Here is a 19,069-nt window from a genome sequence, read left to right on the forward strand (position 1 = left end):
CTCCTGGCCGGGAGCGGCAACGAGGCTAAAGTAGCAGGCCCGAGACACATAAGGTGTTTAGTTTGCAATCAGCTCCGCGATCAGAGAACCCCATCTCTTCAGAAAATCGGCTACGTTTCATGTCCTGGTCCTCTCGATGGGCCAGAACGAACGTCAACCGGATTAGATCAGCGGGGCAAGGTCACCACATGTCGGCTATGAATACGCCAACCCGATTACATTGTTGGAAATAAGTAACTCGAGCGAAAACGTGCAATTTGCCTTCGACACGTGTCCTAACCGCGCAGGGAGATCAATTTCCACATCCTGGAATTCAATGAACTGATTGTGCAGTGGAAAATACGCCTTATATACCGCCTCCTTCAAAACGAACAGGTCCCGCCGCTTGAGCAGATGTAGATCGTACATGCGTTGCTCGTTAGGGGTGGCAATCAATTCAATCAGGTTCTCCGGCAGAGGTTCGTTAGGCTCAATGTCGATGCCGAGAGCCGCAATCCGTTTCGTCCCTGCAATGGCGGCGGCTGCTACGGTATCGTGGTGCGCCAAAGATCCGACGATGCCGGATGGCCAGATCGGAACACCAGAGCGCGTCTTTAGGATCGGCAGTTGTGGGAATCCCAGCTGCCCAAGGAGTGTTCTGGCGACTACTCTTGCAGCACCGCTTTGGCGGTGAACTTTGGTAACAGCGCGTCCCAACGAGGTAACTTCGGAATCGTACAAGGTGGATTCGTCGCCCGGTTCTATTGGACGGATGCCGACGAGGATGTTCTGTTGATCAATGGTGATAGTCTCCATTCTATCTGGTCCCTTTGAGCTTTAGAATGAGAGGCTCAGCCAATGCAGTTTGACCTTGGAATTGCTCGACTCGGTCGTCGATTAGGAGCGGCGGCAGACGATATATACTTCCCATATTTGGATCACCGAGCCCGAACTCTCCGACATCTGGGATTGCCGCGGTCCGAGACTGGACCTCGTCTGGGTGCCAGAACCTTCGGTGCAGTTCGCTAGGTATCTTTTTCAAGCCCCGTTAAGGGCGTTGAAATAGCTCGGGCCAGAGCCTTGCGGTTTTCCAGAATACTCATCATCGTCACGTGGTCGCCTACAATCGGTACAGCAGTAATGGCCTCCGGACTCAAGACCCGGTCCCAGCCGCGCATCGGCGAACGTGCCTCTGGGCATAATGAACTCTCAGCTTGTCGTGCCCGAGAACTGAAGAGAGCCTCAGTGGCATAAAACTGATGTATCTCAATTGGCAGGGTTGGGACTTGGTACGCTTGTAGCGCCTCGTGAAACTGAGCGGTCCTTTCATACATCAAAACATCGTTATGGAGATTACGATCCGGAGGTATTGCCCCAATTTGCTGCCCCTTTTCAAGCAGCTGAGCGATTGAACTTTGTCCAGCAAATTGCTCCAACACTTCGAAGCTCTCATCATCCAAGGGTTCAAAAGAATCGAGCACGACGTCTCGTACCATTTGGATGGGTGATATCTTTGCCACGTTTACAGGTAACGTAACATCGATCAACGCCATGAAAGAGATAGCTTCATCGAGACCCAGTAAGAGCTGGGCTAGGGCGTAAGCCAAGATTCCGCCTGATGAGTATCCAGCGAAACGATACGGACCCTGCGGCTGGATCTTCCTGATCGCCTCGATGGTCTCCGTGGCTATCGCCTCAAGAGTTGGGGGACAAAGGTTATTGAAGGGGGGCCATGGCAGGGCGTAGACGGGACAGTCTACGTCCATTTCCTCCACCAACCCGAGGACGTAGGAACAATCGCCAAAACCTGTGGGGACAAAGAAGAGCGGTGGCTGCGATCCGGTTGCTTGTACGGAAATCACTCCCGGAGTCCTGGGCCGTGGCTCCAAATGAATCTTCGATGCAAGTTCCTTCAGAACAGGGGCTTGGAAGAGGTCGGCGGCGTTAAAGTTCAGTCCAAGATCTAATGCTCGGCTGAGTAACTGCACCGCCAAGAGCGAGTGGCCGCCGAGCTCGAAGAAGTGGTCGTGGCGGCCGACCCGCTCGACACCGAGAAGCTCGGCCCAGATCTGCGCCAGCGCCATCTCGACCTCGCCCTGCGGCGCCTCATAGGCCGCCCGCGCATAGGCATCGTCGTCGGGGGCCGGCAGCGCCTTGCGGTCGAGCTTGCCGTTCGGTGTCAGCGGCAGCCCATCCAGCCGCACGAAGGCGCTCGGCACCATGTAGTCCGGCAGCAGGCTACCCAGATGGGCGCGCAACGCGCCAGCAAGCTCGGCGCCATCGGCCTCGTCCGACGCCTCCGCCGGCTTCGCCACCACATAGGCGACGAGCCGCTGGTCGCCGGTGCGATCGGCGCGCGCCACCACCACCGCATCGCGCACCCGCTCATGCTCGCAAAGCCGCGCCGCGATCTCGCCCGGCTCGATGCGGAAGCCGCGGATCTTCACCTGATCGTCGTTGCGGCCCAAAAACTCCAGATTGCCGTCCGGCAGATAACGCGCCAGATCGCCGGTCTTATACAGCCGGTCGCCCTCCACAAACGGGCTGGCGATGAACCGATCGGCCGTCAACTCCGGCCGGTTCAGGTAACCACGCGCAACCCCCGCCCCGCCGACATAGAGCTCGCCCACCGCCCCGAACGGCACCAGCGCGCCATGACCGTTAAGAAGATACACCCGCGTGTTCGCAATCGGACGCCCGATCGGGACGATCGAACCGTCAAAATCAGCCGGGCAAGTCCAGGTCGTTGCACAGACTGTCGTTTCCGTCGGTCCATAGGCATTGATGACAGATCCTGCAGGCAGGCGACGGATGAGTTCGGCCTTAGGCAGCTCTCCAGCAAGAATGAGAGCTTGCGACGCCAAATATTCCGCGCTCCTGCCTTCTTGAAGCAAGGCCGGAGGCAGCGTCGCGTGGGTGATGGTTTCGCTTTTCAGATAATGCGATAGCCTGGCACTCGCCTGGCGGAACTCATCCGCAGGCAAATGCAAGGCGGCGCCGGAGCCAAGCGCCATAATCATTTCCCAGGCACTGGCATCAAAACCCAAGGAGGCGAACTGCACCACTCGACTGTTTGAACCAACGCCAAACAATTCGATCTGAGCCAGCCCCAGATTGACCACTCCGCGATGCTCGACCATGACGCCCTTGGGGGTTCCGGTTGAGCCCGAGGTGTATATGACATAGGCGAGATGGCGTGAGGTCAAGCCCAGAGCGCGCGGCTCGGGATCGCAAGCGGGCAGCCCGGGCCAGGCTGGGGTCGCCGTCTGCAGATCGACCATGCTCACTTGAGCAGGATCCTCGGCGCCGAGGGCGGCACGGCCGGCCGCATCGCAAAGCAGCAGCCGCGGCGCGGCATCGGCGAGCACCTGGTTGAGCCGCGCGCTGGGATAGGCCGGGTCTAGCGGCAGATACGCTCCCCCCGCCTTGAGGATCGCCAAGACACCCACCACCATGGCCGGGCTGCGCTCCAGGCAGATCGCGACCGGCTGATCCGGCTTCACCCCGAGGGCGATCAGATGATGCGCCAGCCGGTTGGCCCGGGCGTTGAGCTCGCCATAGCTCAGCCGCTGGTCGTGATGGACCACCGCCACCGCCTCCGGCGCCTGGCGCACCTGCGCCTCGAACAGCTCATGGATGCACCGCTTCGACGGATAGGCCGCCGCCGTCCGGTTCAGCTCCTCCAGCAGATAGGTGCGCTCGGCGGCCGGCAGAATGTCCAGTTCCCGCACCGGTGTATTGGGGGCATGCTCCAGCGCCTGGGCCAATTGCTCAAGCATGTGCTGCATGTAGCCGCAGACCCGATCCGCGGAGATTGGTTCCGCTGCTTCGGCGGTGAGGCCGAGCGCCTCGCCAAAATCCTCCACCGACAGGGTCAGCGGATAGTTGGTGCGTTCCTCGCTGCCCAGCCATTCCATGCCGGACAGCCCATCGTTCGTCCTGGAGGCGGCCTTGGCCGCCGGCGTGTTGTGACGGTAGTTCAGCAGCGCGCTGAACAGCGGCGCCGGCGCCGCAACGCCGCTGCAGCGTTGCGCCTGCGCCAGCGAGGCATGCTCGTGTGCCAGCAGTTCGGATAGCCGCGCATGCGTGGCCTGCACGCTCGCCGCGACCCCGGTGCCGTCCAGTTCAAGCCGCACAGGCAGGGTGTTGATGAACAGGCCCATGGCGCGGTCGCCCCCGGCACCCGCATGCATGCGGCCGAACAGCACCGTGCCGAACACCACCTGCTCTCGCCCGCTGCTCAGCGCCATCACCTGACCCCAGGCCAGATGGCAGAGGCTCGCCAGGCTCACCCCGAGCCGCCGCGCCTGTTGCCGCAGCCGATCGTTGAGCGCCTGCGGCAGCATCCGATGCGCCTCGCCCACCCCGCTGCCGTCGCCATGCACCTCGCTTAGCCCGAACGGCAGCGTGGGCTCGTCGATGTCGGCCAGCATCGAGCGGAAGAACGCTTCATGCGCCTTGGCATCGACACCCAGCCGCGCCTGCGCCACCAGGTTGCGGAACGGCTGCGGTGCGGCAAGCTCATGCCCGCGACCTTCCAGCACCGCCCGCATCTCGGCATGCATCACCTCCAGCGTCGTGTGATCGCCGATCAGATGGTGCAGCAGCTGCAGCAGCAGCCAGCGTCCGCTGCCCGGCTCGCGCGCGATCACAAACCGCAATAACGGCGCCCGGCCAAGATCGATGCGCTGCCGGCGCGGATCGAACCGGCGCTTCAGCTGCTCATGACCGGGATCGCCAACTTCATCCAGCTCGACCTCGCTCACCTCCAGCGGCGCACGCCGCCACACCACCTGGGCCGGGCTCGACAGCCCTTCCCAGACAAAGGCCGTGCGCAGGATGTCGTGCCGGTCCACCACCTGCTGAACCGCGCCAAGATAGCGCTCCAACAGGCCGCGCTCGGCAAACGCCATCTGCGAGACCAGCAGATACGGATCGCCCTTCGTCGCCAGAAGATGATGGAACAGGATGCCGTCCTGCAGCGGCGACAAGCCATAAATGTCCTGGATGTTGGCGACCCCGCCCGGCACCGTGGCGACGATCCGGTCGATCTCCGGCTGGGCCAGGTCGATCAGAGGCAGCATCCGCGGCGTGATCGCCGTGCTGTGCTCGTCGATCAGGTTGGCAGGCACCGCCACCTCGCGATGGCTGCCAAGGCTGGCGGCCAGATCGCAAAGCACCGGCCGGGCGAACAGGGTCCGCACCTCCACCCCGAGCGACAGCCGCCGCAGCCGCTCCATGAGCTGCACCGCCAACAACGAGTGGCCGCCGAGCTCGAAGAAGTTGTCAAGGCGCCCGATGCGCTCGAGGCCGAGCAGCTCTTGCCAGATCCCGGCCAGCAGCGTCTCGATCCCGCCTTGCGGCGCTTCATAGGCGGTGCGCGCATAGGCATCGTTGTCGGGCGCCGGCAATGCCTCGCGGTCGAGCTTGCCGTTCGGTGTCAGCGGCAGCCCATCCAGCCGCACGAACGCCGCCGGCACCATGTAGTCCGGCAGCCGCGCACCCAGATGCGCGCGCAAGACGCCGGCAAGCGCGCCGCCATCGTCCGATCCGGCCTCGGGTTCACACACGACATAGGCGGCAAGATGCCTGTCGCCGGCGCGGTCCTGGCGCGCCACCACCACCGCATCGCCGACAAGCTCATGCTCGCAAAGCCGCGCGGCGATCTCGCCCGGCTCGATGCGGAAGCCGCGGATCTTCACCTGCTCGTCGTTGCGGCCCAAAAACTCCAGATTGCCGTCCGGCCGGTAGCGCGCCAGGTCGCCGGTCCGGTACATCCGGGCCCCTGCCTCATCACTGAACGGGTCGGCCAGAAACCGCTCCGCCGTCAGCTCGGGCCGGTTCAGGTAGCCGCGCGCAACGCCTGCCCCGCCAATATAAAGCTCACCCACCGCCCCGAACGGCACGGGCCCACCATGCCCGTCCAGCAGATACACCCGCGTGTTCGCAATCGGGCGCCCGATCGGGACAACTGACCCATTAAAATCAGCCGGGCAATTCCAGGCTGTTACGTCGATAGCAGCTTCCGTGGGGCCATATAGATTGTGCAGGCCAGTCCAAGGCAATACGCGCCGAACCTTCTGCGCAAGAGAGGCAGGAAGCGCCTCACCACTGCACACGAGACGCTGCAGCGATGTGCAGCGATCAACACCCTTCGTGTCCATAAAGCTGACCAGCATGGATGGTACAAAGTGTGCAGTGGTGATGCGTTGGCTGATTATCAAGTTTACAAGTGCATCGGGGTCTTTGTGTGCAGCCGGAGGCGCCAGCACCAGGGTCGCCCCTTCAAGCAACGTCCAGAAGAACTCCCAGGCCGAGACGTCGAAGCCAAATGGCGTCTTCTGCAAGACGACATCAGTCGCGTTGAGAGCGTAGGCTTTTTGCATCCAGATCAGGCGATTGATAATAGCCCGATGCTCATTCTGTGCCCCTTTGGGCGTTCCGGTTGAGCCGGAGGTGTAGATGACATAGGCGAGATGGCGTGAGGTGAGGCCAAGGGCGCGCGGCTCGGGATCGCAGGCGGGCAGTTCGGCCCAGGCCGGGGTGGCCGTCTCCAGATCGACCACGCTGACATCGGCCAGCGCCTCGGCGCCGAGAGCTGCGCGGCCGGCCGCATCGCAAAGCAGCAGCCGCGGGGCGGCATCGCCGAGAACCTGCCGCAGCCGTGCGCAGGGATAAGCTGGGTCCAGCGGCAGATAGGCGCCGCCCGCCTTCAGGATCGCCAGCAGCCCCACCACCATGGCCGGGCTGCGCTCCAGGCAGATCGCCACCGGCTGGTCCGGCTTCACACCCAGTGCGATCAGATGATGCGCCAGCCGGTTGGCCCGGGCGTTGAGCTCACCATAGCTCAGGCGCTCGTCCTCATGGACCACCGCCACCGCCGCCGGCGCCTGGCGCACCTGCGCCTCGAACAGCTCGTGGATGCACCGCTCCGACGGATAGGCCGCCGCCGTCCGGTTCAACTCCTCCAGCAGATAGGCCCGCTCGTCGGCCGGCAGCAGTTCAATGCGGCCGACCGGCTGCCCGGCATCGCCAACCATCGCCCGCAGCAGCGCCAGCAGATAACCACGCTGCCGCTCGATCGTCGCCTGATCGAACAGCGCCGTGGCATAGTGCAGCGATCCGGCGATCTGATCGCCATCTTCGCCAAGGTCGAGCTCCAGATCGAACTTGACCTGATCGAACCCATCCCCGGCAGCCTCCACACTCAGCCCCGGCAGATCCAATGACCCGACGGTGTTGTTCTGCCAGGCCAACATCACCTGGAACAACGGCGTGTGATCAAGATGCCGGGGCGGCTTGACGATCTCGACCACCTGCTCGAACGGCAGGTCCTGATGCTCCTGCGCCGCCAGCGCCGTGCGCCGCGTCCGTTCCAGAAGCTGCGCCAGGCTCGGCGCGCCCGACAGGTCGAGCCGCAGCGCCAGGGTGTTGACGAAGAAGCCGATCAACTGTTCGATCTCGCGCCGGCCGCGATTGGCGCTCGGCACGCCGATCACGACGTCGTCCTGTCCCGACAGGCGCGACAGCACCGCCGCCCAGGCCGCCAGCAGCGTCATGAACACCGTCGTGCCATGCTGCCGGCTCAACCGCTTCAGACCCCGCGTCAGATCCGCATCGATGACGATCGGAACCGTCGCCCCGGCAAACGATTGTTGCGCTGGCCGCGGCCGGTCCGTTGGCAACGCCAGGCGCGCCGGGGCGCCAGACAGGGTGTCGCGCCAATACTGCGCCTGGCTCTGCCGCCGCTCCCCCGACAGCCACTGCCGTTGCCAGGCGGCATAATCCGCATACTGGATCGCCAGCGGCGGCAGCGGATCGTCTTGTCCAGCCTCAAACGCCCGGTACAGGCTGCTCAGTTCCCGCACCAGCACGCCCAGCGACCAGCCGTCCGAGACAATGTGATGCTGCGTCAGCAGGAAGACGTGCTCCTCGTCCGCCAGCCGGATCAGCCGGCCGCGGATCAGCGGGCCGCGCGCCAGATCGAACGGCAGTTGCGCCTCTTCATGGCACAGATCCGAAAGCGTTGCTTGCGCATCCGGCCGGTCGCGCAGATCGTGCTCCAGCACCGGCAGCCCCGCCTCCGGCGGCAGAACCTCAACCCGGGGCGTGCCTTCCGGCGCGACAAAGACACTGCGCAGCGCCTCATGGCGTGCAAACAAACAATCAAGGCTGCGCTGCCAGGCGGCACGGTCGAGCCCACCGCGCAGCCGCAAGGCCAGCGGCATGTGGTAGTTGGTGCTGCCCTCGTCGAGCTGCGCCAAAAACCAGAGCCGCTGCTGCGCAAACGACAGCACAAGCGGCTCATTGCGTGACACGGCCACAATCGCCGGCAGGTCTTGCGGACCGGAGCGGCTCAACACTTCGACGATGCTTGCCGCCAGATCGGAAAGCACCGGCCTGGCGAACAGCGTGGCCAGTGGCAGCCCGACACCGACGGCTTGCGACAGCCGGCTCAAGAGCTGCACGGCCAGGAGCGAGTGTCCGCCGAGCTCGAAGAAGTGATCGTGGCGGCCGACCCGCTCGACACCGAGAAGCTCGGCCCAGAGCTGCGCCAGCGCCATCTCGACCTCGCCCTGCGGCGCCTCATAGGCCGCCCGCGCATAGGCGTCGTCGGCCGGAACCGGCAGTCCCTTGCGGTCAAGCTTGCCGTTCACCGTCAGCGGCAGCGCCGATATCCGCACGAAGGCCGACGGCACCATGTAGTCCGGCAGCCGTGCACTCACATGCGCGCGCAAGACGCCGGCAAGCGCGCCGCCATCGTCCTCGTCCGAGCCGGCCTCGGGCCCACACACGACATAAGCAGCAAGATGCTTGTCGCCGGCGCGGTCCGCGCGCGCCACCACCACCGCCTCACGCACCCAGGCATGCTCGCAAAGCCGCGCCGCGATCTCGCCCGGCTCGATGCGGAAGCCGCGGATCTTCACCTGGTCGTCGTTGCGGCCCAAAAACTCCAGATTGCCGTCCGGCAGATAGCGCGCCAGGTCACCGGTCCGGTACATCCGGGCGCCTGCCTCATCACTGAACGGGTCGGCCAGAAACCGCTCCGCCGTCAGCTCCGGGCGGTTCAGGTAGCCACGCGCAACGCCTGCCCCGCCGATATAGAGCTCGCCCACCGCCCCGAACGGCACGGGAGCACCATGACCGTCCAGCAGATACACCCGCGTGTTCGCAATCGGACGGCCGATCGGGATACGGCGGAATGTCTCATCAATCGCGGTGATCTCGCAGACTGTCGCAAAGGTCGTCGTCTCGGTCGGACCGTAGCAGTGAATGAGGCGTACGGGACCTTCTTCTCTCAGCAATCTCAAAAATGAGGGAAGGTCACTGGCCTCGCCTCCAGAAAGGAGGTACTTAAGTTGTGCCAACGCTGGAGCGATCGATGACGTATATTGGTTGAATAGCGCTGTTGTTAGAAAAAGGGTTGTCACCCGTTGCTGTTTAAGTGACTTGGCAAAATTTGAAGGATTTATGACGGTCGTGGCATCCAATGCAATAATGCAGCCACCGTTGAGCAGCGGCGACCACACTTCAAATGTGCTGGCGTCGAAGGCGGGATTACCCACCCACGCCACACGATCTCGGGCATCGATCTTCGCATAGCCATTGTTGATGACGAGCCGGTTGACCGCACGATGAGGAACAACAACCCCCTTGGGAAGGCCGGTCGAGCCGGAAGTGTACATCACGTAAGCGGCGGCCTCGGCGCTCAACGTCAAGTCAGGGTCGGCACTAGACCCAGTCTCAGCCATGAGCGGCTCAATAGACAGAACAGGGATCGTGGCCTCAACCAGATCATCACCGTCAATCTGGCTAAGCACCAGGCGTGCAGCACAATCGGCCAATAGCCATTCTTGTCGCGCAGACGGAAGAGCGCGATCGACCGGCACATACACTCCACCCGCCTTCAGGATCGCTAGCTGCGCCACCACAAGAGCGACGGAGCGGTCCAGCACTGTCGCAATGCAATCCCCCGGCCTGACCCCGAGTGCGATCAGATGATGCGCCAGCCGGTTGGCCCGCGCGTTGAGCTCGCCATAGCTCAAACGCTCGTCCTCATGGACCAGCGCCACCGCCGCCGGCGCCTGGCGCACCTGCGCCTCGAACAGCTCGTGGATGCACCGCTCCGACGGATAGGCCGCCGCCGTCCGGTTCAACTCCTCCAGCAGATAGGCCCGCTCGTCGGCCGGCAGCAGTTCAATGCGGCCGACCGGCTGCCCGGCATCGCCAACCATCGCCCGCAGCAGCGCCAGCAGATAACCACGCTGCCGCTCGATCGTCGCCTGATCGAACAGCGCCGTGGCATAGTGCAGCGATCCGGCGATCTGATCGCCATCTTCGCCAAGGTCGAGCTCCAGATCGAACTTGACCTGATCGAACCCATCCCCGGCAGCCTCCACACTCAGCCCCGGCAGATCCAATGACCCGACGGTGTTGTTCTGCCAGGCCAACATCACCTGGAACAACGGCGTGTGATCAAGATGCCGGGGCGGCTTGACGATCTCGACCACCTGCTCGAACGGCAGGTCCTGATGCTCCTGCGCCGCCAGCGCCGTGCGCCGCGTCCGTTCCAGAAGCTGCGCCAGGCTCGGCGCGCCCGACAGGTCGAGCCGCAGCGCCAGGGTGTTGACGAAGAAGCCGATCAACTGTTCGATCTCGCGCCGGCCGCGATTGGCGCTCGGCACGCCGATCACGACGTCGTCCTGTCCCGACAGGCGCGACAGCACCGCCGCCCAGGCCGCCAGCAGCGTCATGAACACCGTCGTGCCATGCTGCCGGCTCAACCGCTTCAGACCCCGCGTCAGATCCGCATCGATGACGATCGGAACCGTCGCCCCGGCAAACGATTGTTGCGCTGGCCGCGGCCGGTCCGTTGGCAACGCCAGGCGCGCCGGGGCGCCAGACAGGGTGTCGCGCCAATACTGCGCCTGGCTCTGCCGCCGCTCCCCCGACAGCCACTGCCGTTGCCAGGCGGCATAATCCGCATACTGGATCGCCAGCGGCGGCAGCGGATCGTCTTGTCCAGCCTCAAACGCCCGGTACAGGCTGCTCAGTTCCCGCACCAGCACGCCCAGCGACCAGCCGTCCGAGACAATGTGATGCTGCGTCAGCAGGAAGACGTGCTCCTCGTCCGCCAGCCGGATCAGCCGGCCGCGGATCAGCGGGCCGCGCGCCAGATCGAACGGCAGTTGCGCCTCTTCATGGCACAGATCCGAAAGCGTTGCTTGCGCATCCGGCCGGTCGCGCAGATCGTGCTCCAGCACCGGCAGCCCCGCCTCCGGCGGCAGAACCTCAACCCGGGGCGTGCCTTCCGGCGCGACAAAGACACTGCGCAGCGCCTCATGGCGTGCAAACAAACAATCAAGGCTGCGCTGCCAGGCGGCACGGTCGAGCCCACCGCGCAGCCGCAAGGCCAGCGGCATGTGGTAGTTGGTGCTGCCCTCGTCGAGCTGCGCCAAAAACCAGAGCCGCTGCTGCGCAAACGACAGCACAAGCGGCTCATTGCGTGACACGGCCACAATCGCCGGCAGGTCTTGCGGACCGGAGCGGCTCAACACTTCGACGATGCTTGCCGCCAGATCGGAAAGCACCGGCCTGGCGAACAGCGTGGCCAGTGGCAGCCCGACACCGACGGCTTGCGACAGCCGGCTCAAGAGCTGCACGGCCAGGAGCGAGTGTCCGCCGAGCTCGAAGAAGTGATCGTGGCGGCCGACCCGCTCGACACCGAGAAGCTCGGCCCAGAGCTGCGCCAGCGCCATCTCGACCTCGCCCTGCGGCGCCTCATAGGCCGCCCGCGCATAGGCGTCGTCGGCCGGAACCGGCAGTCCCTTGCGGTCAAGCTTGCCGTTCACCGTCAGCGGCAGCGCCGATATCCGCACGAAGGCCGACGGCACCATGTAGTCCGGCAGCCGTGCACTCACATGCGCGCGCAAGACGCCGGCAAGCGCGCCGCCATCGTCCTCGTCCGAGCCGGCCTCGGGCCCACACACGACATAAGCAGCAAGATGCTTGTCGCCGGCGCGGTCCGCGCGCGCCACCACCACCGCCTCACGCACCCAGGCATGCTCGCAAAGCCGCGCCGCGATCTCGCCCGGCTCGATGCGGAAGCCGCGGATCTTCACCTGATCGTCGTTGCGGCCCAAAAACTCCAGATTGCCGTCCGGCAGATAGCGCGCCAGGTCACCGGTCCGGTACATCCGGGCGCCTGCCTCATCACTGAACGGGTCGGCCAAAAACCGCTCCGCCGTCAGCTCCGGGCGGTTCAGGTAGCCACGCGCAACGCCTGCCCCGCCGATATAGAGCTCGCCCACCGCCCCGAACGGCACGGGAGCACCATGACCGTCCAGCAGATACACCCGCGTGTTCGCAATCGGACGGCCGAGGGGAGGCAATTGAGGCCACCATGATGGGTCAGCTGCAAGCCGGTGCTCGGCAATGACGTTGATTTCTGTCGACCCGTATTGGTTGATCAATCTCGCCTTTGGATGTGCTTCGAAGAACGCCCTAAGCCCTGGAGTGGCCTGCAATTGCTCACCGGCTGTATAGATCTCTGTTAAAGAGGGCAGCCGCACTTGCTGCCCGCGCCAGACCTCCGCAAAATGGTTCAGTGCTACGAATGGAAGGAAAAGCCGCTCGATCGCTTCCCCCTTCACGAACTCGAGCAAGTCGGAGAAGTCCCTGCGGGTTTCTTCCCGCAAGAGCACGAGCAGTCCACCCTCCTTCCAGCAAATGAACAATTCCTGGGAGGACACATCGAAGTTCAGGGGCGCGAATTGAAGTGTGCGTAGTTTTGACGTGCCAACCCCCGCGAGCGAATTCACAAGCGAGCCGTGGGACATTTCGACGCCCTTTGGCGTTCCGGTAGAGCCTGAAGTGTAGATGACATAGGCGAGGCGGCGCGCGGTGAGGCCAAGCGTGCGCGGGTCCGGGTCCGAAGGCGCGCGCTCGGCCCAAGCCGGGGTGGCCGTATCCAGATCGACCATCGTCAAATCGGTCAGCACCTCGGGGCCGAGCGCGGCGCGACCGGCCGCATCGCAAAGCAGCAGCCGCGGCGCGGCATCCTCGACAACCTGCCGCAGCCGCGCACTAGGATGGGCCGGGTCCAGCGGTAGATAGGCGCCGCCCGCCTTGAGGATGGCCAAGACACCGACCACCATGGCCAGGCTGCGCGCCACGCAGATCGCTACAGGCTGATCCGGCTTGACCCCAAGGGTGATCAGATGATGCGCCAGCCGGTTGGCCCGCGCGTTGAGCTCGCCATAGCTCAGGCGCTCGTCGTCACAGACCACCGCCGCCGCCTCCGGCGCCTGGCGCACCTGCGCTTCGAACAACTCATGGATGCAAAGATCCGAAGGATAGTCCGCCGCCGTTCGGTTTAGATCCTCCAGCAGATACGTGCGTTCGGCGGTCGGCAGGATATCGATGCAGCCGACCGGTTGCCCCGCATCGGCCATCACGCCACACAACAATGTTTGCAGATGCTGCGTTATACGGTCGATCTGCGCCGGTGCCAATCGACTTGCATCAAAGTGCCATCGAAAGCTCCCATCCAGAGCGCAAAGCTCGAATGTCAGCAAATCACCGGATAGGGGTGTCTCAGAACTCGCGTTCGAAGCTAAATCGCCAGCGGCAGAACAGTCTGCTGTAATCGTGATGCCAATCGGCCAAGGCCGGTGTGATCGTAATGCCTCCACACCTCGCAATGTCGGGCAGCGCGCGATAAGGTCCTGCGCGAAGCTGCCGTGCTCCGTCAGCCGAGCGAATTCGGCCGCCACCGCCCCGCGCACTTCCTCAAAAATATGTGCAAGATCAATGGTAACTACGATCGGCACGACAGAGGCGATAAGCATCTCAACCGCTTTCGAACCGGCTTGCGATCTATCCGATGCAGGCGTGCATCCGAGTTGAAGCTCTGCTTCTCCCGTGATGCGGGCAAGATAGATCAGCCAAGCCGTTACCAAGTATTCCATGCGATCGAGTGGCGACAGCTTAGCCAAAGCACTTGGAATGCCCCCCGAACTCGACTGCCATCTGGGCGGCGTCTCAGCTACGGACGACGACACGAAGGGAAGCTGCGATGCTTTAAACTGCTCTAGCCGCTGTCGCCAAAAATCCTCTGAATGGGCCAGCTTTTCATGGGCGGCAGTTATGCTCCGCGCTTGTTCATCGCTCAAAATCGGAAGTCGATCACCTTCATCCAGATTGGAGTGCCTGGCGAGGGCTCGCGCGTCCAGCACCTGACCATCGGAGCCGCCAAAGCAAATCTCTACATCCTGCGTACCCGTCGCCACACGCCAGTGGCTGGAGTGGATTTCAAGCAGGCAACCTGCCGGAAGGCCCGAGCGTCGAGGCAACACCTCCAAGCGTCTCACTGTTACAACCACATCGCCTACGAGCGCCTTCGGCAGACACAATGGATTGGGATGAAACGGGCCAAAGTCTAGGGCGCGCGTCATCGCTGACAAATCTTGCGCGGATCGATCCCATCGCAGACAGCCGGCCGCATCTGGGCGTCGACGTCTCGGAAAATAGCTTCTGTTCATCAGCGCTTCCCGCTCTTGAGGTCAGTCAAAAGCTCGCGGAAACCCTCGACTGCAGCCTCAAAACATTTGAGGTTCAAGCTCAACGCCGTATCGGTGGGCGAAATCAGTACTTGGCGCTGAACCACGACGTCGCCCGTATCAACACGATCATCGATACGATGCCACGTGATGGCATGTTCGGTCTCTTGCGCCACCAGCGCCCAGGACCTCGCATGCGTTCCCGCATATCGTGGCAATGGACCGTCGTGGTAGTTGAAAGCACCTTGACGCACCCGCCCGAACACATCCACCGGCAATATGAACGGATTGGCAACAGAGAAAATCCAATCCACCGGCTCGGTGTTCAGGAACGTCGAGAGTTCTTCAACAGTCGCAACGCACGAGATGTTGGCGCGAGCGGCCCAATCCGCAAATATGGCATCGCCACACAGGGCCGCACCAATGAAGTGGCCCCTTTCTATCGCCAGCTGAGCACGGCTGACTGCAAGGGTACCACTGCCAACAAAGACGCCGGAGGAGATTGATCGCGCAGGATACCTATCCCGATCGCCTGGTTCGCAGGCACCCGCGCGCGCCGAAGAAGACCGATATGCCATCTTCACCCCCTAGGCGCCGCCCCACTTAATCCGTCACACTGGTTCGGATCTGCTGGGAGGCGCCAACAATCGCTTGTGCAATCTGGCGTGCATTTATGGTAACGAAGCTCTTGAGCCGTATCTTCCCAAGGCCCCCAAGCTCCCTCCATCAAATACCTTCGCCGACAGTATCGCAGTTGCCACCGTAACCTCGTCTGAGTTTCCGGTGAGCGTGGTCAGCCGACGACTTCTCCTCAGTCTGTGCGCCTCTTTAGAGGACTACGCATGCATCGTGCCAAAGGTGAAGTTGTTCTCAATCAATATGATAGCAAGAATACTGCCATGTCGCCTATCCGACATCGCCGGACAGGAGCGCGCTTTCAATACGCACAAGCCTTGCGGAATCTCGCCCGATGTGTTCGGCGAACCAAACGGAAGCCTTGAACATCAACGGCATCACTGTCCACTTGGGTTGCGGCCGCTTAGGTCGGGACATCTTCGTGGAAAGCCCCGTTTGATCAATGAAGACCAATTGGAAAGCGGAGCCCATCTGAACAAGACAACGAACAAATTTTGCCCTGCGGTCCGCGTCCATGCGGTGCGGATGGTGTTGGTTGGCTAAGCTGGATGTTCCTCGCATTGAGCGGTGGTTTAAATAAATCTGTCGTTTGGTTACTTTGTTCAATATGCCGAACCTGCCGGGTCGTTGAGCTTGTGGCGCTCGGTTCCGTTGAGGGGCGGGTTGAAGATACTTACGAGGATCAGGTCCTTGTCTCGGCCCCCACGTAGAAGATGCTTGTCATGCTTATCAAGCACATAGATGTCGCCCTTGCGAATGGGGAAGACATTACCGTCCATGTCCTCGACCTCGCCCTCTCCGGCGATGCAGTAGCAAGCTTCGAGATGATTACGGTATTGCAGAAGCGAGACGGTGTTAGCGCGCACTACGGTGTGGCAGATGCTGAAGCCCATGCCGTCCTTGTCCGTCAGGAGACGGTGGCTAGTCCCATTGCCCCAATCGACGAAGTGATCGGTTGCTTCAACATCCTGCAGGCTACGCACAATCATAGCGCTATCCTTTTGTACTCCGCAGCCGAGCCGGGGTCGGGCGCGTGCTAACGTGATTTTCCCACTTCTGCGCGGTACAGCCGCCTGCGTTGCATGTTTCAGAATGCCCTACCGACCACATAAAGTGTTTTCGGTCGCAAATCTGACAAGTTGTTTCCTTCCTTCGCTGTGCCACGCGACACTCATACAACTCCGCAGCCTGTTGGCTATCGAAGCAAATCTCGTGCCACCCTAGTAGAGAGGGGATAGAATTTGCGGCTGTTTTCAGCTAGTTTAGAGAGTGGAAGGATTAGCAAGGAAGTGAGGCCAATCTTACAAACTGCCAAGCGACGGCGGACAGAATGCTGTCCGGTTATCTGGATTCCGTCAAACGCGCGAAATGAACAGGCGGGACGGCACGGCTGACCTTTGTCGTTAATCCCGCCAGGGAAGAGCCGCAGATCGTAGTCAGGGATGCGGCTCCAACGCGGCCTGATGCATTCGACCCCTCGATACGCCAAGATACGAAGCTCGAGCGTATCGCCGAGACTCTGAAGGGCGCGATTATGATGCCGGCTGACGGATTTGCCAAGGAATGAAGATGGGACAGAGATCGTGTTCGCTTGCGGCTGAGCGGAAGGTTCGAACAGTGCCCCTCTGCAAGAACCGATTTGTAGACAACGTTCCACTGTGCCGTCCAGAATTATCTGTCGTTGTCCGGAATTAAGCCGGGCTTAGAACTGAAACGAATACGCCGAGAAGTGCGAGCGCGACTCATTCGATAAGGGTTACCAAAACCTGTTCCTGTGGGGTTACCAATCCGCGTGTTGGGTGGCCTCAGGTTACCAATCAGCGCCACAATAAGCTTAATGAAGACAGCCCCTTAGCGCCAGTTCGGAATTAATTGTCGTTGAGGCACATTGGTAACCTGTTGACCGAAGGGGATTGGCAACCTCTTCTGGCGAAAAGGGTGGAATATGAGCCACTTAGCATCAGGCCGACGACAGATAATTCTGGACTTGGAGTCTCATCAACGACAGATAATTCTGGACAGCATACCACACTGCCATTTATGCGACTTTTCGAGCACAAACCAGGAACATCTGGGCGTTTTCCATTCATCGCCTAAGGCCAATTTCGCGCTGGAAAAAACAAAATGCGGGAGTTCAGAAATGGCCGCAACGGGGCCGGAAGCGGAACGGCAGGTTAACTGCTCGGAACCTCCTTAAGCGGACCTGGCGACATTCGAGCCATCTGATAGACCCTCAGAGTTAATGGCCAACGATAGCGATGTAGTTCGTGAATACAATAAATTGCACAGTGGCGTATTCCCTGGCGTGCGACAACGTCACGGCGCGTCGGCTAAAGTCTATCGAATACGGAGCCCATCCTAGGGCTGAACAGTCGGTCATAGGTCCTCAGCAAATACCCATCCGTCATGCCGGCGACATAGTCACAGATGTGGCGCAAGGGATCGGAAGCCTCCTTATATCGTTCAAAAACGTCGGCTGGCAGAAATTTCTTCGGGTCCGAACGCATCACCTCAAAGACAGCGATGACCATCATCTGGCCTTTGAACTCGAGGTGCTGAACGCTTGGGCTGTAGATGACTTCCTCCCGTACGAGGTCCTTGATCGCCACCACAAATGCCATCACCGGCGCCGGGAGCACGGCTTGATATTTAATCCGCGGTTCGGCGAACTCCGCTTTCTCGCGAATATCGACGGAAGGGATCACCATATTCAGAACGCGATTGATCTGATGTTTCCGCTCGTTCCCGTCGCCAAAGAGCCGGTTAGCAAACCCTGCATAGACGTCATTACCGTATTGGCCTGGGTATTCCGAATTGAGATAGTCCAACAGCGCGGTGCAATGCTGAGGCGTCACGTGCTTCTCGAAATCGACCCGCGAAATAAGCTGCATCGCCAGCACATCTTCGAGATCGTGAATACCGAAGCTGATGTCGTCTGCCAGATCCATCAGAGTGCATGCAAACGATTTATGCCGGGCTTCTTGATGCTTACCCGGCACCTCGTTGAACGCTTGGAACTCCTCTCGATCGGCCGGCGCGAGCGGCTCGAGAAGCCAGTCGACGACACCCTGTTCGCAATCGAGGTAGCATTTCGGTGGTTTCGACGCCTTTCGATCGAGGATTGGCGTACCACTAGTATCTTCCAAGAGCTTCGGTCTCTTGCTTGGGCTTGCGGCTTCCTTGTACGCCACGGGATATTTGAGCACGCCGAGCATCGTTTCGCGCGTGAGGTTGGAGCCAGCTGCTTTCGACATCTTCTCAAGCTTCGAGAGGATGCGAAGCGTCTGCCCGTTACCCTCAAAGCCGCCGGCATCGCGCATGCAATAGTTTAGCGCGACCTCACCGCCATGGCCGAATGGCGGATGGCCGAGATCGTGCGTGCAGGCGATCGCCTGCATCATACTTCGCTCGGGCAGGTAATGGATTGCATTGTGGCTAGGCAGGTTGTGCCGGAGTTGGATCGTCAGCCCGACAGCTATCTGCGCTACCTCGAGCGAGTGCGTGAGACGTGTTCTGTAAAAGTCGCTGTCGCCCAGATTCAAGATCTGGGTTTTGCCTTGGAGGCGCCGAAATGAAGCAGAGTGGATGACGCGCGCATAATCGACATCGCCTGGCGTGCGCGCGTCGAATGATCGTTGTTGCCATGCCTCGCGGCGATCTGCCCACACCATCGCCGCTCCCTGCAAACGACACAACTAAGATGACCCGTTCAGCTGGCCATTAACCTCGAACTCACCGGGTAGACCAAGATCAAGACATTAAAGGTGGTGTCAAAGGCTTCTGCAAGGCAGTCATGGGCGTGGCCGTTGCGATCGGCCACCGAGACAGGTGTCGCCCGTCTCACTTTGCGTCCGATGGAAAGCACTTGATAAGGTGATGTGCCCGCTTCCGTG

5 protein-coding genes are annotated in these 19,069 nt (G+C 61.6%); all 5 read right to left on the reverse strand.

The window, feature by feature from the left end; translation table 11 throughout:
• Positions 1-195 precede the first annotated feature (195 nt).
• The 5 genes from BPNPMPFG_RS37210 to BPNPMPFG_RS37230 all read right to left on the reverse strand — a co-directional run bounded on the left by BPNPMPFG_RS37210 (position 196) and on the right by BPNPMPFG_RS37230 (position 18,847).
• Positions 196-795, reverse strand: a complete 600-nt coding sequence (locus tag BPNPMPFG_RS37210; protein ID WP_258598800.1) for a 4'-phosphopantetheinyl transferase family protein — start codon at positions 793-795, stop codon at positions 196-198.
• 209 nt (positions 796-1,004) lie between these two features.
• Positions 1,005-14,522 (reverse strand): non-ribosomal peptide synthetase, encoded by a 13,518-nt coding sequence (locus BPNPMPFG_RS37215; protein ID WP_258598802.1) that lies wholly within the window; start codon positions 14,520-14,522, stop codon positions 1,005-1,007.
• Positions 14,522-15,118: a formyltransferase family protein gene (locus BPNPMPFG_RS37220; protein WP_258598804.1), complete on the reverse strand. Its 597-nt coding sequence runs from the start codon at positions 15,116-15,118 to the stop codon at positions 14,522-14,524. The genes BPNPMPFG_RS37215 and BPNPMPFG_RS37220 overlap by 1 nt, the downstream gene beginning before the upstream one ends.
• Before the next feature lie 660 nt (positions 15,119-15,778).
• The gene (locus BPNPMPFG_RS37225) at positions 15,779-16,165 is read right to left on the reverse strand and encodes an ectoine synthase (protein ID WP_145721003.1); all 387 of its coding nucleotides are present in this window, start codon (positions 16,163-16,165) and stop codon (positions 15,779-15,781) included.
• Positions 16,166-17,506: 1,341 nt separating this feature from the next.
• Positions 17,507-18,847 carry an anti-phage deoxyguanosine triphosphatase gene (locus tag BPNPMPFG_RS37230; RefSeq protein WP_258598810.1) on the reverse strand — a complete coding sequence of 447 codons (1,341 nt, stop codon included), beginning with the start codon at positions 18,845-18,847 and terminating at the stop codon, positions 17,507-17,509.
• Positions 18,848-19,069: the final 222 nt, after the last annotated feature.

This window comes from Mesorhizobium sp. AR07, from assembly GCF_024746815.1.
In the GTDB taxonomy this organism is placed as follows: Bacteria; Pseudomonadota; Alphaproteobacteria; order Rhizobiales; family Rhizobiaceae; genus Mesorhizobium.